This window comes from Pseudophaeobacter leonis (assembly GCF_002087335.1).
In the GTDB taxonomy this organism is placed as follows: domain Bacteria; phylum Pseudomonadota; class Alphaproteobacteria; order Rhodobacterales; family Rhodobacteraceae; genus Pseudophaeobacter; species Pseudophaeobacter leonis.
In genome coordinates, this window is the sequence record NZ_MWVJ01000005.1 from 104,626 (window position 1) to 126,489 (window position 21,864).

Below are 21,864 nucleotides of genomic sequence, written 5' to 3' on the forward strand. Positions count from 1 at the left end.
TATTGCTGCGCCGCCTCCTGGGTGCGCCGGGCGGAGTCGGGGTTATGACGCTAGGTTCTGGACCGAGGTAATCCGCAGGGGCTTGGCGCTGTGACATGGCCTATGCTGAGATCGAACAAAATATTGCGGGCCAGTCCGGGTGCATGCACCGGGCGCGCCCGACGCGAGAGAGGGAAAACGAATGACAGATGCCATCGCATATGAGCGCATTGGGGATATGGCTGTTCTGAAGGCGCAAAACCCGCCAGTGAACGCGCTGGGTTTTGATATTCGCGAGGGCCTGCTGGCCGGAATTGAGCGTGCCGAGGTGGAAGGCGTCAAGGCGGTGCTGATCTACGGCGACGGTAAAACCTATTTTGCAGGCGCTGACATTCGCGAATTCGGCCAGCCGCCCCGGGGTATCTTTTTGCCGGATCTGTGCGCCCGTATCGAGGCCTCGCCCCTGGTGGTGGTCTCGGCACTGCATGGCACCGCTCTTGGCGGCGGGCTGGAGGTGGCACTTGCTTCGCATTACCGTATCGCGGTGCCTTCGGCACGTGTTGGTCTGCCTGAGGTTCTTATCGGTGTGATGCCCGGCGCCGGCGGCACCCAGCGTCTGCCCCGTCTGGTTGGCGTTGAGGCCTCGGTCGATGTGATCACCTCGGGCCGTCAGGTTGGCGCCAAAGAGGCGCTGGCGCTTGGCATTCTGGATCGCGTCGAAGAGGGAGAGCCGCGCGACATCGGCCTTGCCTATACACAAAAGCTGCTGGACAGCGGCGCAACTCGCCGCCCGGTCAGCGACATGCCTGCGCCCAAAGCGGTGGATTTTGACGCGCTCTATGACACGGTTCTGAAAAAGGGCCGTGGCCTGTTGGCACCTGCGGTTGCCGTGCGTGGCATTCAGGCCTGCTGTGAGCTACCCTTTGATGCGGGCATGGCGCGCGAGCGTGAGCTGTTCATGGAGCTGATGGACACGGATCAGCGTCAGGGTATGATCCACGCCTTCTTTTCCGAGCGCGCTGTGAGCAAACTGCCCGAGCTGAAAGGCGTGGCGCCACGGGATGTCAACAGCATCGGCGTGATTGGCGGCGGCACCATGGGGGCGGGTATTGCCACGGCAGCGCTGCTGGCCGGTCTGCCGGTTGTGATGCTGGAAATGACGCCGGAGGCCGCCGAGGCCGCCAAGGGCCGGATCTCGGGCAACCTGCAAGGTGCGCTGAAGCGCGGCAAGATCTCTGAGGCGCAGTTCAGCCAACTCACCCAAGAGGCCCTGACTCTGGCCACCGACTATGACGCGCTGAGCGACGTGGATCTGGTGATCGAGGCGGTCTTTGAAGAGATGAGCGTCAAGAAGGTGGTCTTTGGCAAGCTGGACGCCGTCTGCAAGAAAGGCGCGATTCTGGCCTCCAATACCTCCTATCTGGATGTGAATGAAATTGCCGCCTGCACCTCGCGTCCCGAGGATGTGATTGGCTTGCATTTCTTCTCGCCTGCGCATGTGATGAAACTGCTGGAAGTGGTGGTTGGCGACAAAACCGCGCTGGACGTGGTTGCGACCGGCTTTGCGCTGGGGCAGCGGCTGAAAAAGATCTCGGTCCGCGCCGGGGTTTGCGATGGCTTTATCGGCAACCGCATTCTGGCCACCTACCGCAAGGCGGCAGATCACATGGTGCTGGATGGGGCCTCGCCCTATCAGATCGACAAGGCGCTGACTGATTTTGGCTTTGCCATGGGGCCCTTTGCGGTGGCCGATCTGGCCGGGCTGGACATCGGCTGGGCTGTGCGCAAACGCAAACGGGCTGAAGGAATGGACCCGCGCGAGCGCGACAGCAGCTATATGGACAAGGTCTGCGAAGCGGGGAACTTTGGCCAAAAGACCGGCAAGGGCTACTATGTCTATGAGGCCGGTAAGCGCGGCGGCACGCCAAACCCTGAAATCACCGATCTGATCGCCGCCGAGCGCGCCGAGCAGGGCATCACGCCGCGCGCCTTCACGGATGAAGAAATTGTCACGCGCTATATGGCAGCGATGGTCAATGAGGCCGCCAAGGTGGTCGGCGAAGGCATCGCGCGGCGTCCCCTGGATGTCGATATGACGCTGCTGTTTGGCTATGGCTTCCCGCGCTACCGGGGTGGGCCGCTGAAATGGGCCGATATTGAAGGTCTGGACAAGGTTCTGGCCACGATCAAGGCGGGTGCCGAGGACGACGCGTACTTCTGGGACGCCGCACCGCTTTTGCAAAAACTGGTGGCCGAGGGCCGCACATTTGACGATCTCAACAAGGAAAACAGCTGATGAAACAAGTCGTAATTGTCTCTGCCGCCCGGACCGGTCTGGCAAAATCATTCCGGGGCTCTTTCCATGACCCATGGGGCGACCATGGGGGGCGCCGCTGTTGAAGCCGCCGTTGCCCGCGCTGGCATCGAGGCTGCTGAGATCGAAGACTGTATCTTTGGCTGCGGCACACCCGAGGCGGAGACCGGCGCCAATATCGCGCGTCAGATCGCCCTGCGGGCCGGCATGCCAGTGACCACCTCGGGGCTGACCGTGAACCGGTTCTGCTCGTCGGGCCTGCAGTCGATTGCTCTGGCGGCGCAGCAGATCATCTGTGAGCGCGCAGGCCCCATGGTTGCCGGTGGTGTTGAGAGCATCTCGATGGTGCAGCCCAAGGCACGTTCGGTCAAGGAAGCCTGGCTGGCAGAGCATAAGCCCGCAACCTATATGACCATGATTGAAACAGCCGATATCGTGGCGGAACGCTATGGCATCAGCCGTGAAGATCAGGATGCCTACGGGTTGCGCAGCCAGCAGCGCATTGCTGCGGCGCAGGACGCCGGGCTGTTTGCCGATGAGATCGTCCCCATGACCACCACCATGGCGGTGAAGGACAAGGAAACCGGGGAGATCTCCATGAAGGAAGCGCTGGTGGACCGGGATGAGTGCAATCGCCCAACCACCACGCTGGATGGTCTGAGCGGTCTGGCTCGGGTGCGCGGCGACGGTCACTTTGTCACCGCCGGCAACGCAAGCCAGCTGTCTGACGGTGCCGCGGCTGTTGTTCTGATGGAGGCCAAAGAGGCCGAGAAACGTGGCCTTGAGGCAATGGGCGCCTTCAAGGGCTTTGCCGTTGCGGGCTGCGAGCCGGATGAGATGGGCATTGGCCCGGTCTTTGCGGTGCCGCGCCTGCTGGAACGTCACGGGTTGACCGTGGACGATATCGACCTCTGGGAGCTGAACGAGGCCTTTGCCAGCCAGGCGCTCTATTGCCGGGACCGGCTTGGTATTGATGATGAGAAGTGCAACGTCAACGGTGGCTCTATTGCGATTGGCCATCCCTTTGGCATGACGGGCGCCCGGATGACCGGTCATATTCTGCGCGAAGGCAAGCGTCGCGGCGCCAAACTGGGCGTTGTGACCATGTGTGTTGGCGGTGGCATGGGCGCGGCAGGCCTGTTCGAAATCTACTGAGCTAGTAGATTATCACGTTAAACAAGGAAGCGCCCATTCGGCCCATCGAGGGCCAAATGGGCGCGCCCCGGCTTTGGGCCGGGGGGCGGCTTTCGGGGAGGGAAGCGTAAAATGGTCAGAACTATTCTGTTGAAGAGCAGGCATTTCGTGTCGAAGTGCAGGAATTCCTGGCGCAAAAGCTGCCCAAGGAGATGTCTGAGGCAATCCGCGTCGGGCGTGAGCTTGGCAAAGAGGGGCATGAAAAATGGCATGGCATCCTCAACGATCAGGGCTGGCTGGCCCCCAACTGGCCCGAAGAGTTTGGCGGCTGCGAGTGGAACGCGGTGCAGCGCCATATCTTTGAAGAAGAGTGCTGCCGCGCCCATGCGCCGCGCATTATTCCCTTTGGCCTGAGCATGCTGGCGCCGGTGCTGCAAAAGTTCGGATCAAAGGAACAGCAGGACCACTATCTGCCGCGCATTCTGTCCGGTGAAGACTGGTGGTGCCAGGGCTATTCCGAGCCCGGCGCCGGATCAGATCTGGCAAGCCTGAAAACCCGCGCTGTGCGGGAGGGCGACCACTATGTGGTCAATGGTCAGAAGACCTGGACCACGCTTGGCCAATACGCCAACTGGATCTTCTGTCTGGTGCGCACCGACCCCGACGCCAAGCAACAGTCGGGGATTTCCTTCCTGCTGATCGACATGGACACGCCGGGTATCGAAGTGCGCCCTATCATCCTGCTGGATGGCACCCATGAGGTGAATGAGGTCTGGTTCACCGATGTTAAGGTGCCGGTGGAAAACCTGGTCGGTGAAGAAAACATGGGCTGGACCTATGCCAAGTATCTGCTGACCCATGAGCGCACAAATATCGCCGGTGTCGGCTTTAGCCGCGCAGGTCTTGACGCGGTAAAGCACATGGCGCGCAGCCAGATGCACCGGGGCAAACCGTTGACTGAGAACCCGCATTTTGCCGCCCGTGTGGCGCGGGCCGAGATTGATCTGATGGCCATGTCCACCACCAACCTGCGCATCATCTCGCAGGCAGCCGCAGGCCAGGCGCCGGGTGTCGAGAGCTCGATGCTGAAGGTGAAGGGTACTGAAATTCGTCAGGAAATCAATGACCTGGCGCGCCGTGCCGCAGGCGCCTATGCGATGCCCTTTGTCTCGGAGGCGCTGGAGGGCGGCAATGAGCCGGAGGTCGGACCCGAGGGTAGTGCCGCCGTGGCACCTGAGTATTTCAACAATCGTAAACTTTCGATCTTTGGTGGGTCTAACGAGATCCAGAAGAACATCATTGCCAAGGTCAAGCTGGGAGGTGGGGCATGAATTTTGATCTGACAGACGAGCGCCAGATGCTGCAGGATTCTCTGCGTCGCTTCCTGCGCGACAATCAGGACAAGCTGCGCGCCAGCACCCGCCTGGGCACCAGTGACAATGAGCTGGGCTTTGATGCCGCCATCTGGGGCAAGCTGGCCGAACTGGGCGTCATCGGTGCTTTGTTCAGCGAAGAGGACGGCGGCTTTGCCGGGGCTGGTTTTGATCTGACCACGGTGTTTGAAGAGCTGGGACGGGTCGGTGCGGTTGAGCCGCTGCTGGACACAGCTATCCTTGGCGGTGGCCTGATCGCGGCCCTGGGCACGGAGGCGCAAAAAGAGCTGGTGGAGCAGGTGATCGCAGGGGATCTGCACCTGGCCCTGGCCCATGGTGAGCCAAACAGCCGCTATGATCTGGCGCAGGTGCAAACCACAGCCAAAACCGACGGCGATGGCATCGTGTTGAATGGCCGCAAGGCGGTTGTGATCAATGCTGAGGCGGCGGATTATCTGCTGGTGTCGGCCCGTGAAACCGGGGACGTTGGTGACGAGGCGGGGATCTCTTTGTTCCTGGTGCCACGTGACACAGCTGGCCTCTCGTTGCGCGGCTATGCTCTGTTGGCAGGGGGGCGTGCCGCCGAGGTCGATCTGGAAAACCTGCGCCTCTCCGCTTCAGCTCGGCTGGGAGAGGCCGGGGGCGCCTATGCCGCCCTCAAACGCGCGACTGTCCGCGCCGAGGTCGCATTGGCGGCTGAAACGCTGGGCGCGATGGAAGCCGCAACCGAGCTCACGCGGGAATACCTGCTGACCCGGCAACAGTTTGGCCGTCCCATCGCCAGTTTTCAGGCGCTGCAGCACCGCATGGCCACGCTGCTGATCGAGCTGGAGCAAGCGCGCTCGGCGGTGATCAATGCGGCAGGCCATCTGGACACCAGCCCCAATGAGCAGGCCTTGCAGATTGCAGCCGCCCGCAACCTGATTGGCCGGGCTGGCCGACTGGTGGCAGAAGAGTGCGTTCAGCTGCATGGGGGTATCGCCATGACCGAGGAATATGCGCTGGCCCATATCGCCAAACGGATCGTGATGGCCGATCACCGGTTTGGCGACACGGACACTCAACTGGAGCGTTTCATTGACCATAGTGCCGCCTAAATCCGTGGCCTCTGGTATTGGGCAGCCTGATACTGCGCGGCCTGAGGCTGTGTCGATTGAAAACGACATAGCAGAGGGCGCGCAGAGTTTTCAGATCGAAGATCCCGGCGTCCAGCAACTGGGGGGCTACAAGACCACGATAGACCGGCGCGATGGCAGCTGCATCGTCACGCTGGATCTGGAGCCGCCGCATTTGAACCGCCATGGGATTTTGCATGGCGGTATCGTGGCGACGGTTCTGGATGTGGTCTGCGGCAACACCGCGTCGCAGTTCTTTGACCCTGAAAACCACGCAGCCCTGGTGACTGTCTCCCTGACGCTGTCCTATGTGGCCGCGGCCAGGGCAGGCCGTATCACGGCGCGGGCGCGGGTGACGGGGGGAGGCAAATCAATTGCCCATATCTTTGGCGAGTTGCACGATGAGCAGGGCCAGCTTTTGGCCACTGCAACCGGCGTTTTCAAAAGGATTCGCACATGAGCCAGCTGGCCAGACTTGACGACCTCGGTGATCGCGCCGTCGTGGTCAATATGAACGGGGCCCGTCGCGGCGCGCTGTCTCCGGAACTGTATGATGCGATCAACGCGGCTGTGAGGCTGGCGGAACAGCCACGCATTCGCGCCATATTGCTGACCTCTGAGGGCGGTTTTTTCTGCGCGGGCGGCGATCTCAACGTGCTGATCGAACGGCGTGGGCTGAGCGAGGCGCAACGCCGCGGCAAGGTGGACGAACTGCATGGCTTGATCCGGGGTCTGCGGGCTGCACCTGTGCCGGTGATTGCCGCGGTCGAAGGTGGCGCAGCCGGGGCGGGGCTGTCGCTGGCGCCGGCCGCAGACCTGATCGTGGCCGAGGCAGGCGCGAAATTTACCGCCGCCTATGTCAAGGCCGGGTTGGTGCCGGATGGCGGGCTGACCTCGTCACTGTCGCGTATCCTGCCACGGCCCCTTGCGATGGAGATGTGTCTTCTGGCCCGTCCTGTCACCGCCGAGCGCATGGCAGATCTGGGGGCGGTCAATCTGGTGGTGCCAGCGGATGAGGTGCTGCGCGCAGCCCATGGTCTGGCGGATCGTCTGGCGAAAGGCCCGCCCGAGGCACAGCGCATCATCCGCCACATGATGGCCGAGGCCTATGAGACCACAGAGGCTGCGCAACTGGATCGTGAACGCGATGCCATGGCTCAGGCTGCGGCCGCGCCTGAAGCAGGCGAAGGCATCTCGGCCTTTCTGGAAAAACGCGCGCCGCGTTTTGCCGCCGACTAAGCCCCCAGGCCAATGGCTCTGGGGCGAAAGAAAACAGCACATGACGACAGGGAGACGCGGTGATGACGCTTTGGTATGACCTTTTGACGGCGCAGGCCACGGCCCGCCCCGATGCTGCGGCCTTTTCTGACAGCCTTGGGGTGCGCTGGAGCTATAGCGCCCTTGCTGCCGCCGCATCAGAGCTGTCGCAGATCCTGACATCAGCAGGCGTGCAGCCCGGCGACCGGGTGATGGTGCTGGCGGAAAACTGTTGCGCCGTGGTGGCCGCCCTGATGGCCAGCTCGCAGTGCGGTGCCGTTGCTGTGCCGGTCAACGCCCGGATGAGCGCCAGTGAAGTTGCCCGGATCCTTGATCACGCGCGGCCGGCTGTTGTGCTGATCTCGACCCAGATCGAGGGCGCCGCGCAGGATCACGCGGTGCGTCTTGAGGCGACACCCATCACCGGCTGCTTTGGGCAAATGCACATGGCGTGCCCCTACATGAGCTCTGGCGACGCCCCGGCTGAGGTTGCGGTACTGCTGTATACCACCGGCACCACGGGGGCACCCAAGGGGGTGATGCTGACCCAGGATAACCTGCTGTTTGGCGGCAAGGCCTCGGCCGAGCTGCGCGATATGGTGCCCAATGATGTGATCTATGGGGTGTTGCCACTGACCCATGTGTTTGGGCTGGCCTCGGTGATGACAGCGGCGCTCTATGCGGGCTCCGAGGTTTGGCTGGAGGCGCGCTTTTCTGCCGCGAAACTCTATGAGGCACTGCGCCGCGGTGTGACCCGCCTGTCGGCTGTGCCGCAGATGCATGCGCTGGTGATGCAATTTGCCAAGGAACAGGGGCTGGAGCGGCTCGACAGTTCTGTGTTGCAATATGTCTCGTCCGGGGCGGCGCCGCTGGACCCCGACTGGAAACGCCGGGCCGAGAGCTTTTACGGGGTCGCGCTGCAGAATGGCTATGGCATGACCGAGGCAACCGCAGGGGTCTGTGCCACCAAAAACAGCACCCCGGGTGATCCGGATATCTCTGCCGGGCCGCCCCTGCCGGGGGTCGAGATCCGCATTGATGAAAGCGTTTCCGGCGGTGGTGCGGGCATTGGCGAAGTCCTGATCCGCGGTGGCAATGTCATGCTGGGCTATTATCTCAACCCGGAAGAAACCGCGCGGGTGCTGGACGCTGACGGCTGGCTGCGCAGCGGCGATCTGGGGCGGCTGGATGACAAGGGGTTTTTGCACATCGAAGGGCGCTCAAAGGAGCTGATCATTCATGGGGGTTTCAATGTCTTCCCCCCCGAGGTCGAAGCGGCGCTGAATGCCCATCCGCAGGTGGTGCAGTCTGCGGTCGTGGGGCGGCGTAACAAAAGCGATGAAGAGGTGCTGGCCTTTGTGCAGGTCAGCGGCGGTGATCGACCCGAAGTCTCTGATCTTATGCAGTTTGTGCGAAAGCAATTGGCAGGCTATAAATGCCCGGCGCAGATCATCCTGACCGAGGCACTGCCTGCAGCCCCCACAGGCAAAATTCTGAAACACAAACTGCTGGAAGAATTTGCCAGTGAGCTGCAGCCCGCTGCAATGAGCGGCAGTGAGGCGCAAACGCCAGAGAAGGTCTAGGCGACCTCACCGGGCCTGCCACCCGGCAGGGGATTTGTTTTAGCGCGGGTTTGCGCTGACTAGAAGTCCTGCCACTTGCCCTCACCGCTGGCAGCAGTGGTGCTGGTCTGGGATTGCGGCGCGTCTCCCCAATCCAGATAGTCTTGGGTGACAGGCTCTGGGGCGGCGGGTTTTTTAGCAGATGGTGACAAAGACACCTTGGAGCCGCCCTGAATTTTGAACCCGGCCACCACCTCGGTGAGTTTGACCGCGTCGGCTTTTAGCAGATAGCCTGCGGCGGTGGATTGCTCGACCATCGCGGCGTTCTGCTGGGTCACCTGGCCAGCTGGGTGACGCCGATATTGATTTCTGCCAGGCCGGTAGATTGCTCCACAGCGCCTTCGGTAATGTCAGAGACCAGTTCGGAGATCTCGTTGACCCGCCCGACGATAGTGTTGAGCGCCTCGCCTGCCTTGCCAACCAGATCAACGCCCCGCCCAACCTGTTCAGCGCTGGCGTCGATCAGCACCTTGATCTCCATTGCAGCCTCAGATGAGCGTTTCGCAAGGCCGCGGACTTCGGCGGCGACCACGGCAAAGCCACGGCCCGCTTCACCGGCGCGCGCGGCTTCGACACCGGCATTCAGGGCCAGCAGGTTGGTCTGAAAGGCGATGTCGTCAATCACAGTGATGATTTGCCCGATATGGCTGGAAGAGTTCGAGATTTCAGTCATGGCAGAGACGGCGTTCTGCACCACTTCCTCACTGCTTTTTGCCTCTTGTTTGGCCTCGTCCATGGTGCTTTCGACGCTGCGGGCACCATCGGCGGCGGCTTTGACCGACACGGTCAGCTGATCCAGCGCCGCTGCTGTCTGTTCCAGTGTGGCGGCCTGACTCTCGGTGCGATGCGACAGATCATCCGAGGCCTGGCTGATCTCTGCCGCACCGTTGCTGATAGAGCCGGAGGCCTCAATGACCTGGGATACCGTGCCGGAGAGCGTATCGATTGTCAGGTTGAAGTTCTGCCGTAGTTTTTCATGCGACCCGGAGAATTCGGCGTCGATGTGCTGGGAGAAATCGCCGCGTGACAGCCTGACCAAACCCGAGCTGAGATGCTGAACAACGTCATGCTGTTCCTGCTGCAGAGCGGCGCGGCGGTCTTCGCCCTCGCGGGCCTGCAGCAGATCCTGTTGCAGCGTCACCAGAGCTTTGCCGATTTTGCCGATCTCGTCGCCGCGCGTTGCGGCCCGGATCTCGGTATTCAGTTCGCCCTTTGAAACAGCCGCAATATCGGTGCAGATGCGATCAATGGGGCGGGTGACAGAACGGGCGACTGCGACGGCGACGACAAGCAGGAGGCTGCCTGCGAGGCCAAAGGCGATCAGGATGTTACGGGACAAAGCCTGGGTGCCCGCAAGGACAGTGTCGACATTGCGCCGCACCTCAATAACGCCGCGCAGATCTCCCAGTTGCCAGTCCGTCTTGGGCGATGCAGCATGCGTGTTGTGACAGGGACGCAAACCTCAGAGGTCATGTGATCACCTATGGCGACCCGCAGGACGGTGCTGCCATCAATGGTTTCGGTCTGCTGGAATGTAGCGTTGGGATCCTTGGACAGCGCCTCCCAGGCCTCTGTCATAAAGGGGTCGGTGGGGCGCTCGGCGCGATTGTCAAAGGGGAAGGGGCTGTAGAGCGCCAGACTGGTTTGCGCGCCGGTCAGAAGCGCGCTGACGTCATGGACCAGAGTGGCAGGCAGGGGAATCACGCTGGGGTCGTCTTGATGCGCGATGCCTGCGGACAGCCCAGCTGCGCCGTTCACATCGCGGATCACATGTTTGGTGTAGTAGCCACGGATGACCTTGATCTGGTTTGCCGTCTGGGCCGCCGCCTCGGTTGCAGCAACAATGGCATTGTCCCGCAGGGCCCCGGGCAGAAACAGCCCAGCCAGCAGCAGGCTCAAACACAGACAGAGGGGAATTGGCATCGCCAATTTGAACAGAAGAGAATTTTTATTCACTTAAACGGACCTTCTATACACCCGAGCGCTACTGCTCGGACCATCTGCCTGTGGGCAGGCCCGAGCATGATTGATCCTGCTCTGATGAGGCAAAACGACAGGGTCAGAGTGACTTGATTCGGTAAATTTATTTTTAAATTGAAATATCTTCTTTGAGTTCAACCTGGTCTCATGCTGCGATCTGGGGGGTGTGTCGGGGGCGGATAACGCGCGAAAGGGCAGGTAAAAACGGCAGGCAATGTGGCATAAAAAAAGGGAGCAGACCCAGTGGTCCGCTCCGCTCAATATTATGGCGCACAGGGGGCGGTCATGAGATTGCTACGCCGCCAGTGGCCATTGGCCTTGTTGTCCGGTTTTCCTGCGATCTGAGAACTGCGTGGCAGGTCTGCGTAGAAGGTCTTTATGCCCAATGACCCTGCGCGGCGTCGCGGATTTTGCGCATGTTTTCGCCGTAAACCTCAGGGGTCGACACCGACCCGCCTTTGAACACGGCAGAGCCAGCTACCAACACGTCAGCGCCGGCCTCAACCACCAGCGGTGCGGTTTTGGGATCAACCCCGCCATCAATCTCAATTATGCACGGGCCGGTCGCCAATCATCTGACGCAGCTGGCGTACCTTTGCGGTCATATCGATGAACTTTTGGCCGCCAAAACCGGGGTTTACCGTCATCACGCAGACCAGGTCCGTGAGATCCAGAAGATGCGCGACCGCCTCGGCCGGGGTGCCGGGGTTGAGGGCAACACCCGCCTTCATCCCAGCCGCGCGGATCGCCTGCAGGGTACGGTGAATATGTGGACCAGCCTCGATATGGGCCGTGAGCACATCGGCGCCAGCATCTGCATAGGCGTCGATATAGGCATCCACCGGAGAGATCATCAGGTGCACATCCATCACGGTTTTGACGTGGGGGCGAAAGGCTTTGACGGCCTGCGGGCCAAAGGTGAGGTTGGGCACAAAGTGACCATCCATGACATCCACATGCACCCAGTCGGCACCCTGGGCCTCGATGGCCTGGATTTCCTGGCCAAAGTTGGCGAAATCAGCTGACAGGATGGAGGGGGCGATCTTGATCTTGCGGTCAAAGGACATAGGGCTGCTTCCTTGTGGAAAGGCAAAAGAGGGGCGTTCAGCCGCCATATAGCCTCTTGCCGACGATATGCACAGGGGCAGTTTGTGGGCCACAAAGCCGCAGAGCTTTACAAAACCTTCATGGCTTCGACACAAATCGTTTGATTGGCCAGCGTAGTCAGTCCCCGAAACGAAGGGGACCGATTGTGCTGCGTATCGACAAACTGACCAAACGCTTTGGCGACAAGATTGCGGTGGATACCGCGACACTGGATATCGACAAGCCCTGCATGATTGGGGTGATTGGACGCTCGGGGGCGGGGAAATCGACCCTGCTGCGGATGATCAACCGCCTGTCTGACGCGAGCGAGGGGCGCATCCTGTTTCAGGGGCGCGATATTACCACGCTGAAGGGGCGCGACAAACGGGCCTGGCAGTCGGACTGTGCGATGATCTTTCAGCAGTTCAACCTGGTGCCGCGCATGGATGTGGTCTCGAATGTGCTGCATGGCACGCTCAATCGCCGCTCCACCTTTGCCACCATGTTCAACCTGTTCCCGATGGAAGACATCCACACCGCCATCGACATTCTTGACCGGCTGGGGATTGCGGAACATGCCGCCAAACGGGCCGAGGCCCTGTCGGGTGGTCAGCAGCAGCGGGTCGCGATTGCGCGGGCCCTGATGCAGGACCCCAAAATCATTCTGGCGGATGAACCCATTGCCTCGCTTGATCCGATGAATGCCCAGACCGTGATGGAGGCGCTGCGCCGCATCCACGAAGAGGACGGCCGCACGGTGATTGCCAACCTGCACACGCTGGACACTGCCCGACGCTACTGCGACCGGGTCGTGGGCATGCGCGATGGCCGCATCGTCTTTGACGGCTTGCCTGAACAGCTGACCACCGGCGTTGCCCGCGAGATATATGGCGCCGATGCCACCTTCTCGGAAGCGGCAACCTCGACCGAGATCGAAACACTGGAACAGACCATTCGTGCCGAGATGGCCGGGGCCTAACACCCACTCAAACACCCACTTTCATCACCCGCACCCGATGGGGGGACGGGAAACTTAACCGGAGAAATACGATGAAAAAACTGCTGCTGGCCGCGCTGGCCTCTACTGCTCTCACTACGCCTGTCATGGCTGAAGAAATCACCCAGTTCCGCATTGGCCTGTTGGGTGGCGAGAACGCTCAGGACCGTTTGAACAACAACGAGTGCCTGCGCGAAAAGACCGAAGAACTGCTCGGTGTTGAAACCAAACTGTTTGCCCCTGCCGACTATAACGGCGTGATCCAGGGCCTGCTGGGCGGTACGCTCGACATGGCCTGGCTTGGCGCATCTGGCTATGCCAAGACCTATCTTTCGGACCCCGAAGCGGTTGAGCCGATCCTGGTTAAAGTCAACAGCGATGGCGGCTACGGCTACTACTCTGTTGGGTTTGCCCGCAAGGACAGCGGCATTACCTCGCTTAAAGACATGCAGGGCAAGACCTTTGGCTTTGGCGATCCCAACTCCACCTCCGGCTTCCTGATCCCCTCGATCGAGATCCCCGAAGTGACCGGCGCCACCATGACCTCGGGTGACTATTTTGGCGAAGTCAAATTCTCCGGTGGTCACGAGCAGACCATCGTTGGCGTCAACAATGGCGACTTTGACGCAGGCGTGTCCTGGGCCGATGGTCTGGTCAACTGGGAAGACGGCTACAACTCGGGCGCCCTGCGTCGCGCTGTGGATGCCGGCCTTGTCGACATGAACGACCTGGTAAAGATCTGGCAGTCCAAGCCGATCCCCGAAGGCCCCATCGTTCTGCGCAAAAGCCTGCCTGAGGACGTAAAGGTGAAATTCACCGCCCTGATGGCCTCGCTGCCCTCGATGGATCCAGAATGCGCATACGGTGTGCTCTCGGGTGAGGCCACTGGCGTGATGCCAATCGGCCATGACGCCTATCAGGTGATCATCGAAGCCCGCCAGCTGAAGTCCAACTAAGGCCTTAGCGATACATTTGCGGGGTTCGGGTGTCACACCCCGGACCCCGTTTCTTGAAGCAACTCTGGCTGTGCGCCCGTGTTGCGCATTTTAAAATTCAGGACGGCAATGATGGCAGATCTGACCGCAGCGCCTCTCACGACCGCGGATATTCACGCGCAATACGGCGAGATGACCCGGCGCAAGCGCCTCTATGGGGGCATTCTACTGATTCTGTTTGTCGCGCTTATGGCTGCTGGCTTTCGCACCGCTGACAATCGCAGCGCGGGCTCCTTTCGCGATGGCATCACCCATGTTTTTGACTATCCGGCAGAAGTTCTGAAAGAGGCGGGTGAGAAGCTGGCCCTGTTGCCCGGACATCTGGTTGATTTCTTCCCGGCTCTGATTGAAACTCTGAACATTGCCGCCGCCTCGACCCTGGTGGGGCTGGTCTTTGGCACCCTGCTGTCGCTGCTGTCGACGCGGGGCATGGCACCCTGGCCGCGGCTCATTCCGCTGTTTCGCCGTATCATGGACATCTGCCGCGCCATTCCCGAGATCGTCATCGCACTTGTGCTGATCTTCCTGCTTGGCGGCGGGCCAGTGCCGGCGATGATTGCCATTGCCATTCACACGGCAGGCGCGCTGGGCAAGCTGTTTTCCGAGGTGAACGAGAACGCCTCGCTGAAACCCGTCGAGGGCTTGGAATCTGCCGGAGCCAGCTGGGGGCAGCGCATGTGGCTGGGGGTGATCCCGCAGGTGGGGCCGAACTATGTGAGCTACGCATTGCTGCGCTTTGAGATCAACATTCGTGCCTCGGCGATCCTTGGTTTTGTGGGGGCTGGCGGCATTGGCTACGAGCTGAAGAACGCCATGTCCTGGGGGCAGGGCCGCTACGACGAGGCCGCTGCCATCTTCCTTTTGTTGTTTATCACCATCACCCTGGTCGATCAGATCTCGGGGCTGTTGCGTGACCGCCTGATCCATGGAGCCAAGGCATGACTATTATTGAGGCCACTGTGTCGCCCGTTCTGCTGAAGCAGGATATGGATCACCTGTTTCTGAAAAAGAAGCTGTTCAATTTTGCCCTGCCAGCGCTGCTGCTGGTCTATCTGGCCTATGTCTTTGTTGCCTTTGATATGGCCGGGCTGTGGCAGCGGGTCAGCTGGCAGAACGCCCAAACGCTGGTCAGCGACAGCTACAGCTACAAGACCCATGTGACGCGAAACAACCGCGACGCCTCGGTCTCGGTGGCGATTGAGGGCGAGCGCAAGGGGCGCTATCCGACAGGGCAAAGCCCGGAATGGGTAATGCTGGGGGAAACCACAGTGATTGATCTGGAGGGCGGCCATCTGGTGCGCTTTGGGCCCGATGACATTGAATATGACATTCCCGGCTATGGTCTGGTGCGCGCCACGCCCCAGGGCAGCAAGGGCGTGCAGGTTACGCTTCCAGCGGGCGAGGTGCCGGACTGGATCAGCGTTTCCAAGAACCGGTTGGCAATCAAGACCGAGGCCGGGCGCCTGACTGTAACCCGCAACCGCTCTGAGGTGTTTCGCTACTTTGTCGGCTGGGAGCTGTTTTTTTTCACCCTCGACAGCCCCTATCACGGGCTGGGCCTGGGAGAGCTGCTGGGCCGTGCCGCCACTGGCGAGGCCGGGGCGATCCTGCATGACTTCTGGACCAACAAGATGTGGCGGCATCAGGACGTGGCCTGGGCCATTGCCGAGACCCTGCTGATGGCCTTTCTCGGCACCATTGGCGCGGGCATTGTGGCGCTGCCCCTGGCCTTTCTGGCGGCGCGCAACTTTAACCCGCTGGGACCTGCGCGCTTTGTCATGCGCCGGATCTTTGATTTTGTGCGCGGCGTAGACTCGCTGATCTGGACGGTGGTGTTGGCGCGGGCCTTTGGGCCGGGTCCTCTGACCGGGGCACTGGCGATTTTGGTCACAGACACGGGCACCTTTGGCAAGATCTTTTCTGAGGCGCTGGAGAATGTCGATGAAAAGCAGATCGAAGGGGTCGCCTCGACCGGGGCCAAACCGGCACAGCGCTATCGCTTTGGGGTGATCCCGCAGATCACGCCGGTGCTGCTGAGCCAGCTGTTGTATTTCCTCGAATCCAACACGCGGTCGGCCACGATTATTGGCGCCATCACTGGCGGCGGTATTGGCCTGCTGCTGACGCAGGCGATCATCACGCAGAAGGACTGGGAAGAAGTGGCCTATTACATCGTGCTGATCATCCTGATGGTGATGCTGATGGATTGGCTGTCTGGCTGGCTGCGGCGACGTCTGATCAAGGGCGAGGGCGGCAGGGCAAAGCGCAAAAGTCGCGCGGCGGGCAAGGCCTTTTTGTTGCCCTGATACCAGTGCCTGAATGATCATCTATATTTTCAATCCGCGGCTGTTCCATGAGCACGGCTGCGGCATCTACCGGAGACTGCGTTGTGGCACGATTGTCAGCCGACACCCCGTTCTTTCATCCTGACTGCCAGATCAGCGCCAGCAGTTTTGGCGCCTATGTCGAAATTGGCGCGGGCAGCCGCGTCGCCAACAGTGCGTTTGGCGACTATTCCTACTGCGACCGAGGCTGTGACATCGCCAATGCGGAGGTGGGAAAGTTCTCTAACATCGCCAGTGCAACGCGCATTGGAGCCACGGACCATCCTATGGAAAAGGCCTCGCTGCACCATTTTCACTACCGCTCGGCCCTTTACTGGGATGATGTGGAGGATGACGCAGACTGGTTTGCCCTGCGTGCCGGGCGCAAAGCGCATATCGGACATGACACCTGGATTGGGCATGGGGCTTTGATCAAACCAGAAGTGAGTATTGGCCACGGCGCAGTGGTTGCATCGGGAACGGTGGTGACCAAGGACGTCGCACCCTATACGATTGTAGGCGGCAACACGGCGCGACTGATCCGTCGCCGCTATAGCGAAACGGTGGCCGAGCGCATGATGGCGCTCGCCTGGTGGGACTGGGACCACGAGCGCCTGCGGGATGCTCTTCCCGATTTTCGCAGCCTGAGCGCCGAGGCGTTTTTGGAAAAATATTCCTGAAAATGGGTCTGTACCTTCTGCATGCCTCTGTGTCGTAAACAAGGGCAAGGGGTGGGGCTCCCGCGCCTGAAGGGTGAACTGGCTTTGCCAGTGTCCCCCTGTCAGCCTTGGGCCCGGCGCCGCTTACGCGGCGCAAAAGTGACCTGCTGAGACGCTTCTGAAGGGCAGGTATGCCCCACAGAAGCCTTTTTGAGTATACTCTGGCGGAGACACCTCAAGGGTAAACCCTGCCTGCGGCGGGGCCGCTGGGGCGGCCCTTGCCCTGTCCCCGCCGAAAAGGGAAGGGCGCCGCGAAAGCGGCGCTGGGCCCAACGGGAGGAGAGCCCGCAGGGCGCGACCGACGGGCGGGAGCCCCCCGTTTCAGTTTCTCCGCCCCAGCTTCTCGGCCCCAGTCCCTCTTTCTCAGCCTTAGCCTCAGTCTTCGGGCGTCACGTGTAGGGCAAATTGCTCCAACCCTGCGGATTGGGCCTCAATGCTGCGATAGCTTTCACGCACACCGGCGTCGCTCAGATCGCGGGCAACAGTCAGCAGGGTGTTGGCGGTATGTTCGGCGCAAATCTCCTGCATCTGCCGCAGCTCTTCACGGGCTACAGGGCGCGCGGCATCAAGGTCCGGGGCGCCGTAGACGGAGACAAAATGTTGCGCCAGAAGATCCGTGAGCTGGCTCAGTTCGGTCTCTTCAATTTTGGTCACGGCAACAAAGGTCACCCGCCCTGAGGTCTCCAGCCCCAACCAGCCATTGGCAAAAGCCTGGCGTTGCTTGCCTGTCAGGTCTGCCTCGCACCAGTTGGAAAATTCAAACCCGCCTGAAATGCACCACTCCCCGGTGCGCGCCGGGTTGGCAAAGACGTTCTGATCGCTCTCGTCGAAATGGATGGCGCGGGCCAGCTGCATCAAAGGGTCTCCAATCGTGTGGTCAGGGGAATGAGGTGGGTGGTGTCCTGGTCGCGTAGCAGCATGCCAAAGTCCTCGTCGACCCCGAGGAAGGTTCCTGTGGCCCCATACCATGTGCCGTCTTCGCCAAGGCCGTGGGCCAGGCCGCGCCATTCAGCGTGCAGGGGTTCCAGGCCATCTTCTTCCCAGCGGGATATCCAGTGCAGCGTGTGGCGCGCCCAGCTCTCCAGGAGTGCCGGGGCCTTCACATCGGCGCAGCCTTCGGCATAAAGCGCGGTCTCATCAGGGGTCTCGCCGCCATCTTCGCTAGCGGGCCAGAGCGGCAATTGCAGCCCCACCACCAGCCAGTCGGGCACCTCATTGGGGTCGGTGGTGCTGGCTGCAACCCGCAGGGTGCCGCAGCGCGCGCCATTGATGCGCAGCCCGCCGCCCCATTCCAGATGCACCGCGACCTCGGGCGGGGCCAGCGCACCCAGGGCATTTTGCAACCCGATGCCACAGGTGGGCAGCATGGCCATTGCCTTGCTTAGGGGCACTTCGGGTGCAAAAACCAGTGCCGCTCGCAGGCAATCGGGGGCCAGGTTGTGGACAACCAAACCCGCATCACAGCCCAGCACGGCCCGCTGGCAGGCGGTCTCAAAAGGATCCTCCTGCCCGGTCACCGCAAGGCCGGACATCAATGGGGGAAAGGCTGGATCGCTCATGCAGCGCCCCGCTCTACCAGGGCTTTTGCCACGTCCAAAAAGGCCTTGGCCTGGGCGCTGTCTGGTTTGGCCGCAACAATCGGCACGCCGCTGTCCGCCGCCAGACGCACATCCAGATGCAGCGGAATTTCCGCCAGCAAGGGCACGTTGAGCTTTTTGGCCTCTTCGGCCACACCACCATGACCAAACACATGTTCCTCGTGACCGCAGTTCGAGCAAATATGGGTGGACATGTTTTCAATCATGCCAAGGATCGGCACGTTGAGCTTGTTGAACATGTCGATGCCTTTGCGCGCATCAATCAAAGCCACATCCTGCGGCGTTGAGACGATCACTGCGCCATCCACATGGGTCTTTTGCGCCAGGGTCATCTGCACGTCACCTGTGCCGGGCGGCAGATCAACGATCAGGACGTCCAGAGCGCCCCATTGCACCTGCATCAGCATCTGCTGCAAGGCACCCATCAGCATGGGGCCACGCCAGACCACGGCCTGATCGTCATTGGTCATCAAGCCAATCGACATCATGGTGACACCGTGATTGCGCAGCGGCAGGATGGTCTTGCCATCCGGGCTGGCGGGGCGGCCTGAAACGCCCAGCCTGGGCGGCTGCGAGGGGCCGTAGACGTCAGCATCCAAAAGCCCAACGCGGCGTCCCTGAGCGGCCAGCGCACAGGCCAGATTGGCGGAAACGGTCGATTTCCCCACGCCGCCCCTGCCAGAGGCAACCGCCAGAATGCGATCCACGCCCGGGATCTTTTGCGGGCCCTGAGCGGCCGCGGGTTTGTTGGGCTTCAAATCCGGTGGCGGGGCCTTGGCGGAATGCCCGGTCAGCATGGCCGAGACCTTGTCGACACCTTCCAGCCCTGTGACCACAGCCTCAGCCTGATCGCGGATTGGCGCATAGATATCTGATTTGGCAGGATCGATCTCGAGCACAAACAGCACGGATCCCCCTTCAATATTCAAGCCACGCACGATGCCTGCGGCAACGATGTCCTGACCGCTGACGGGGTCAGAAATGTTCTTAAGGGCCGCGAGGACGGTTTCTCGGGTGATTGACACGCGGGTCTTGCTCCTTTGTTGGGGGCCCGTCTAGGCGGGCTCTTGTCGGGCTCTGGGCGGGGAGAGCAGCGGCCTTGCGAGCTGCAGTCTTTCCCGTTTGGTTTTTATCTATCTGATCTGTCGCTTTGGTGCATCTGCCAACTGCTCTGACACGGGAAATCACAGGGGGAATCATATGGCGCCTTTGGACAGGCCCCGGCGACACAGGCGCAGGCAGAGGCAGTGGCCGCCAGTCCCATGCTGGCTCTAGTGATCCCGCCGTTTGCTCAGATAATCCTCTGTGGTGCGGACCTGCGGACGCTCGGCGCCTGCAAGCGGGCTGTCTTTCTGGTGGAACTGGGCCTGAACCCGGCAATTGTCACACATCTGGATCATCCGGGCCATCTCGGGGCGGGCGAACATTGCGTGCTTACCGGCCAGTTTTTCGGTGATCTTTTCGATGGTCGATTTCACCCCAAACAGGGCGCCGCAGTCGACACAGGCAAAAGGCTCCTCTTCGTGCAGCACCACCTGCGACAGGGCCTCTGGTGTGAGGTTCAGGCGTGGCTCATAGGTGATGGCATCTTCCGGACAGGTATTGGCACAGATGCCACATTGCAGGCAGGCATCTTCCTGAAACCTGAGCTGCGGCAGATCCGGGTTGTCGCCCAGAGCCCCCGAGGGGCAGAGCGACACACAGGACAGACACAGGGTGCAGCTATCCTGATTTACCAGCACCGCCCCGTAGGGGGCCTGATCGGGCAACGCCAGGTGTTGCGCCTCGGGGTGCAGGGTCTGGGCCGCCTGCCGGGTGATCTGGCGGCGCGACCCCTTGGGGCGGATCGGCGTCGAAACTGGCGCCGGGGCGACGGTGTTATACAGGGCGTCCCTCAGGGCATCGGGATCCTCAAGATCCAGCAGCCGGGCACGGCCGGCGCCCGCAATGGCCAGCGCCAGATCCAGTTCGCCCTGTTGTACATCCCGGTCAACCCCGCGGCTAAGCAACAGCGACACATCAGAAAATCCGGCCGCCAGAGCCGCCAGAATTTCGGCATGGCCAAAGGCGTTGAGCGCATCGACCTCAATCGGGACCACATCAGCAGGCAGACCGCGGCCAAAGCGCGCCGCAAGGCGGATCATTTCGCTGCCGTGCTCATTGACCACCAACAGACGTGGTGCCAGGCCACCGGCCTCAAGATAGGCTTTGGCGAGGGTCTGGATGCGGCTGAACTGCGCCTCGGTTGGCGGCGCATCATAGGTGATCGCGCCCGAGGGACACAGCGCCGCACAGGCACCACAGCCGGCACAGACCATCGGGTCAATACTGACATGATCGCCTGCGGAGGTGATCGCCGAGGTCGGGCAATGATCGAGACATTTGTTGCAGCCCTTTTGACTGGCCCGTGAATGCGCGCAAAGCAAAGGCTCGTGCCGCAGGTAGAGCGGTTTTTCAAAGGTGCCAACCATCTGGCTGGCGCTGAGGATCGCGTCGGCCACCGCCTGCGGGTTTTTGGGATCGGCGCGCAGATAGCCTTCGCGTTTTTCAGGGGCTGGAAACAGCGGCGTGGTGCCCCTGAGGTCGAGAATAATGTCGCAGTCCGACACGCCTCCATCCTGGGGCGGCGACCAGGACCACTGCCGCCCGGTGGTGTCGAGCTGTTGCAACGCGTCAAAACTGACCTGAAACTGCCCCAGCGCGCCCTGTGCCTGGCGCAAGCGGCCAAGGATTATGTCAAATCCGCGCCCCAGCGCCGTGCCCGTGGCGGGCTCCTGCGCGCCGCTGCCTTCCAGCAACACAGTGACACCCAGAGACTCCTGCAGGCGTTCAGCAGCCGCAAGACTGAGCTCGGGCGCCCCGAGAATGAGGCAAAGCCCCTCGGATGTGACATCCATAGATTTGCCCAGCGGCAGCTCCAGTGCAGCCTCAGCCACCAAAGCGGACATTTTGGGTATCAGATCACCCTTATCGGTGGTCCATCCGGCCCGGTCCCGCAGGTCGAGGCAGGCGGGCTCGGGGGCCTCGATTTCGGCCGCCAAAGAGGCAAAGAATCTTTTTTCCTGAGCGCAGCAAATGACAGCCTCTCCAGTAGAAATGGCGGCGGCTGCGGTCTCCATCTGGCTGCTGCAAAGCGCTGTATGAACGGGGCTGCAGTCGAGGCCGGTCGCCTTGGAGAGGGCCTCTGGGTCCAGGGTCTGTGTTCCAGAACAATCACATAAAATCAACTGCTTGGCCATCGTATTCCTCGCGTATTTTTGGGCGAAATTCAGTCTGTATCACCGCCTGCTGGGAGGTCACACTAGGCTTGTTTCGGGGCTCAGGTAAACCGGTTTGACGCGGCCAGTCGGCCAGAGGACGGGAGAATCAGG

The 21,864-nt window shown here is 61.3% G+C and carries 15 protein-coding genes and 4 pseudogenes; 12 read left to right on the plus strand and 7 right to left on the minus strand.

Features of this window, described 5'->3' with window-relative positions:
- Positions 1–181 precede the first annotated feature (181 nt).
- The 7 genes and pseudogenes from B4968_RS02210 (at position 182) to B4968_RS02240 (ending at position 8,755) form a co-directional block, all read left to right on the plus strand.
- Complete coding sequence (locus B4968_RS02210) at positions 182–2,275, plus strand: FAD-dependent oxidoreductase (RefSeq protein WP_083096218.1); 2,094 nt, start codon at positions 182–184, stop codon at positions 2,273–2,275.
- A pseudogene (locus tag B4968_RS02215) lies at positions 2,275–3,448 on the plus strand (acetyl-CoA C-acyltransferase). The gene B4968_RS02210 and the pseudogene B4968_RS02215 overlap by 1 nt, the downstream one beginning before the upstream one ends.
- Positions 3,449–3,567: 119 nt before the next feature.
- Positions 3,568–4,758, plus strand: a pseudogene (locus B4968_RS02220) (acyl-CoA dehydrogenase family protein); the annotation flags it as partial.
- Positions 4,755–5,897: an acyl-CoA dehydrogenase family protein gene (locus B4968_RS02225; RefSeq protein ID WP_083096222.1), complete on the plus strand. Its 1,143-nt coding sequence runs from the start codon at positions 4,755–4,757 to the stop codon at positions 5,895–5,897. The pseudogene B4968_RS02220 and the gene B4968_RS02225, both read left to right, overlap by 4 nt.
- A gap of 55 nt (positions 5,898–5,952) precedes the next feature.
- Positions 5,953–6,375 (plus strand): PaaI family thioesterase, encoded by a 423-nt coding sequence (locus B4968_RS02230; protein ID WP_241525510.1) that lies wholly within the window; start codon positions 5,953–5,955, stop codon positions 6,373–6,375.
- Positions 6,372–7,154, plus strand: coding sequence for an oxepin-CoA hydrolase, alternative type (locus B4968_RS02235; RefSeq protein WP_083096224.1), 783 nt, complete (start codon positions 6,372–6,374; stop codon positions 7,152–7,154). The genes B4968_RS02230 and B4968_RS02235 overlap by 4 nt, the downstream gene beginning before the upstream one ends.
- Before the next feature lie 62 nt (positions 7,155–7,216).
- On the plus strand, positions 7,217–8,755 hold the full coding sequence (locus B4968_RS02240) for a class I adenylate-forming enzyme family protein (RefSeq protein WP_083096226.1): 1,539 nt from the start codon (positions 7,217–7,219) through the stop codon (positions 8,753–8,755).
- A gap of 59 nt (positions 8,756–8,814) precedes the next feature.
- Here B4968_RS02240 and B4968_RS02245 read toward each other — a convergent pair.
- From B4968_RS02245 to rpe, 3 genes and pseudogenes are all read right to left on the minus strand, one after another.
- Positions 8,815–10,127: pseudogene (locus B4968_RS02245) on the minus strand (methyl-accepting chemotaxis protein); the annotation flags it as partial.
- Positions 10,115–10,717 carry a hypothetical protein gene (locus tag B4968_RS23965; RefSeq protein WP_241525509.1) on the minus strand — a complete coding sequence of 201 codons (603 nt, stop codon included), beginning with the start codon at positions 10,715–10,717 and terminating at the stop codon, positions 10,115–10,117. The pseudogene B4968_RS02245 and the gene B4968_RS23965, both read right to left, overlap by 13 nt.
- A gap of 433 nt (positions 10,718–11,150) precedes the next feature.
- Positions 11,151–11,841 (minus strand): annotated as a pseudogene (gene rpe / locus B4968_RS02255) (ribulose-phosphate 3-epimerase).
- 185 nt (positions 11,842–12,026) lie between these two features.
- On the opposite strand from rpe, the gene phnC reads away from it, so the two are divergent.
- From phnC to B4968_RS02280, 5 genes are all read left to right on the plus strand, one after another.
- On the plus strand, positions 12,027–12,839 hold the full coding sequence (gene phnC / locus B4968_RS02260) for a phosphonate ABC transporter ATP-binding protein (RefSeq protein ID WP_083096230.1): 813 nt from the start codon (positions 12,027–12,029) through the stop codon (positions 12,837–12,839).
- Positions 12,840–12,910: 71 nt separating this feature from the next.
- Positions 12,911–13,813 carry a phosphonate ABC transporter substrate-binding protein gene (gene phnD / locus B4968_RS02265; protein WP_083096232.1) on the plus strand — a complete coding sequence of 301 codons (903 nt, stop codon included), beginning with the start codon at positions 12,911–12,913 and terminating at the stop codon, positions 13,811–13,813.
- A 111-nt stretch (positions 13,814–13,924) separates the two neighbouring features.
- A complete protein-coding gene (gene phnE, locus B4968_RS02270) occupies positions 13,925–14,794 on the plus strand; it encodes a phosphonate ABC transporter, permease protein PhnE (protein WP_083096286.1) in 870 nt (289 codons plus the stop codon).
- Complete coding sequence (gene phnE / locus B4968_RS02275) at positions 14,791–16,158, plus strand: phosphonate ABC transporter, permease protein PhnE (protein WP_083096235.1); 1,368 nt, start codon at positions 14,791–14,793, stop codon at positions 16,156–16,158. The genes phnE (B4968_RS02270) and phnE (B4968_RS02275) overlap by 4 nt, the downstream gene beginning before the upstream one ends.
- Positions 16,159–16,241: 83 nt before the next feature.
- The gene (locus B4968_RS02280; RefSeq protein ID WP_083096237.1) at positions 16,242–16,856 is read left to right on the plus strand and encodes an LbetaH domain-containing protein; all 615 of its coding nucleotides are present in this window, start codon (positions 16,242–16,244) and stop codon (positions 16,854–16,856) included.
- 414 nt (positions 16,857–17,270) lie between these two features.
- Here B4968_RS02280 and B4968_RS02285 read toward each other — a convergent pair whose 3' ends face one another.
- From B4968_RS02285 to B4968_RS02300, 4 genes are all read right to left on the minus strand, one after another.
- Entirely contained in the window at positions 17,271–17,750 is a 480-nt protein-coding gene (locus B4968_RS02285) for a DUF6505 family protein (protein ID WP_083096239.1), read from the minus strand.
- Positions 17,750–18,454 (minus strand): biotin/lipoate--protein ligase family protein, encoded by a 705-nt coding sequence (locus tag B4968_RS02290; protein WP_083096241.1) that lies wholly within the window; start codon positions 18,452–18,454, stop codon positions 17,750–17,752. Before B4968_RS02290 ends, B4968_RS02285 begins: the two co-directional genes overlap by 1 nt.
- Positions 18,451–19,518: an Mrp/NBP35 family ATP-binding protein gene (locus B4968_RS02295; RefSeq protein WP_083096243.1), complete on the minus strand. Its 1,068-nt coding sequence runs from the start codon at positions 19,516–19,518 to the stop codon at positions 18,451–18,453. The genes B4968_RS02290 and B4968_RS02295 overlap by 4 nt, the downstream gene beginning before the upstream one ends.
- Before the next feature lie 246 nt (positions 19,519–19,764).
- Positions 19,765–21,732: a 4Fe-4S binding protein gene (locus tag B4968_RS02300; RefSeq protein ID WP_083096245.1), complete on the minus strand. Its 1,968-nt coding sequence runs from the start codon at positions 21,730–21,732 to the stop codon at positions 19,765–19,767.
- Positions 21,733–21,864: the final 132 nt, after the last annotated feature.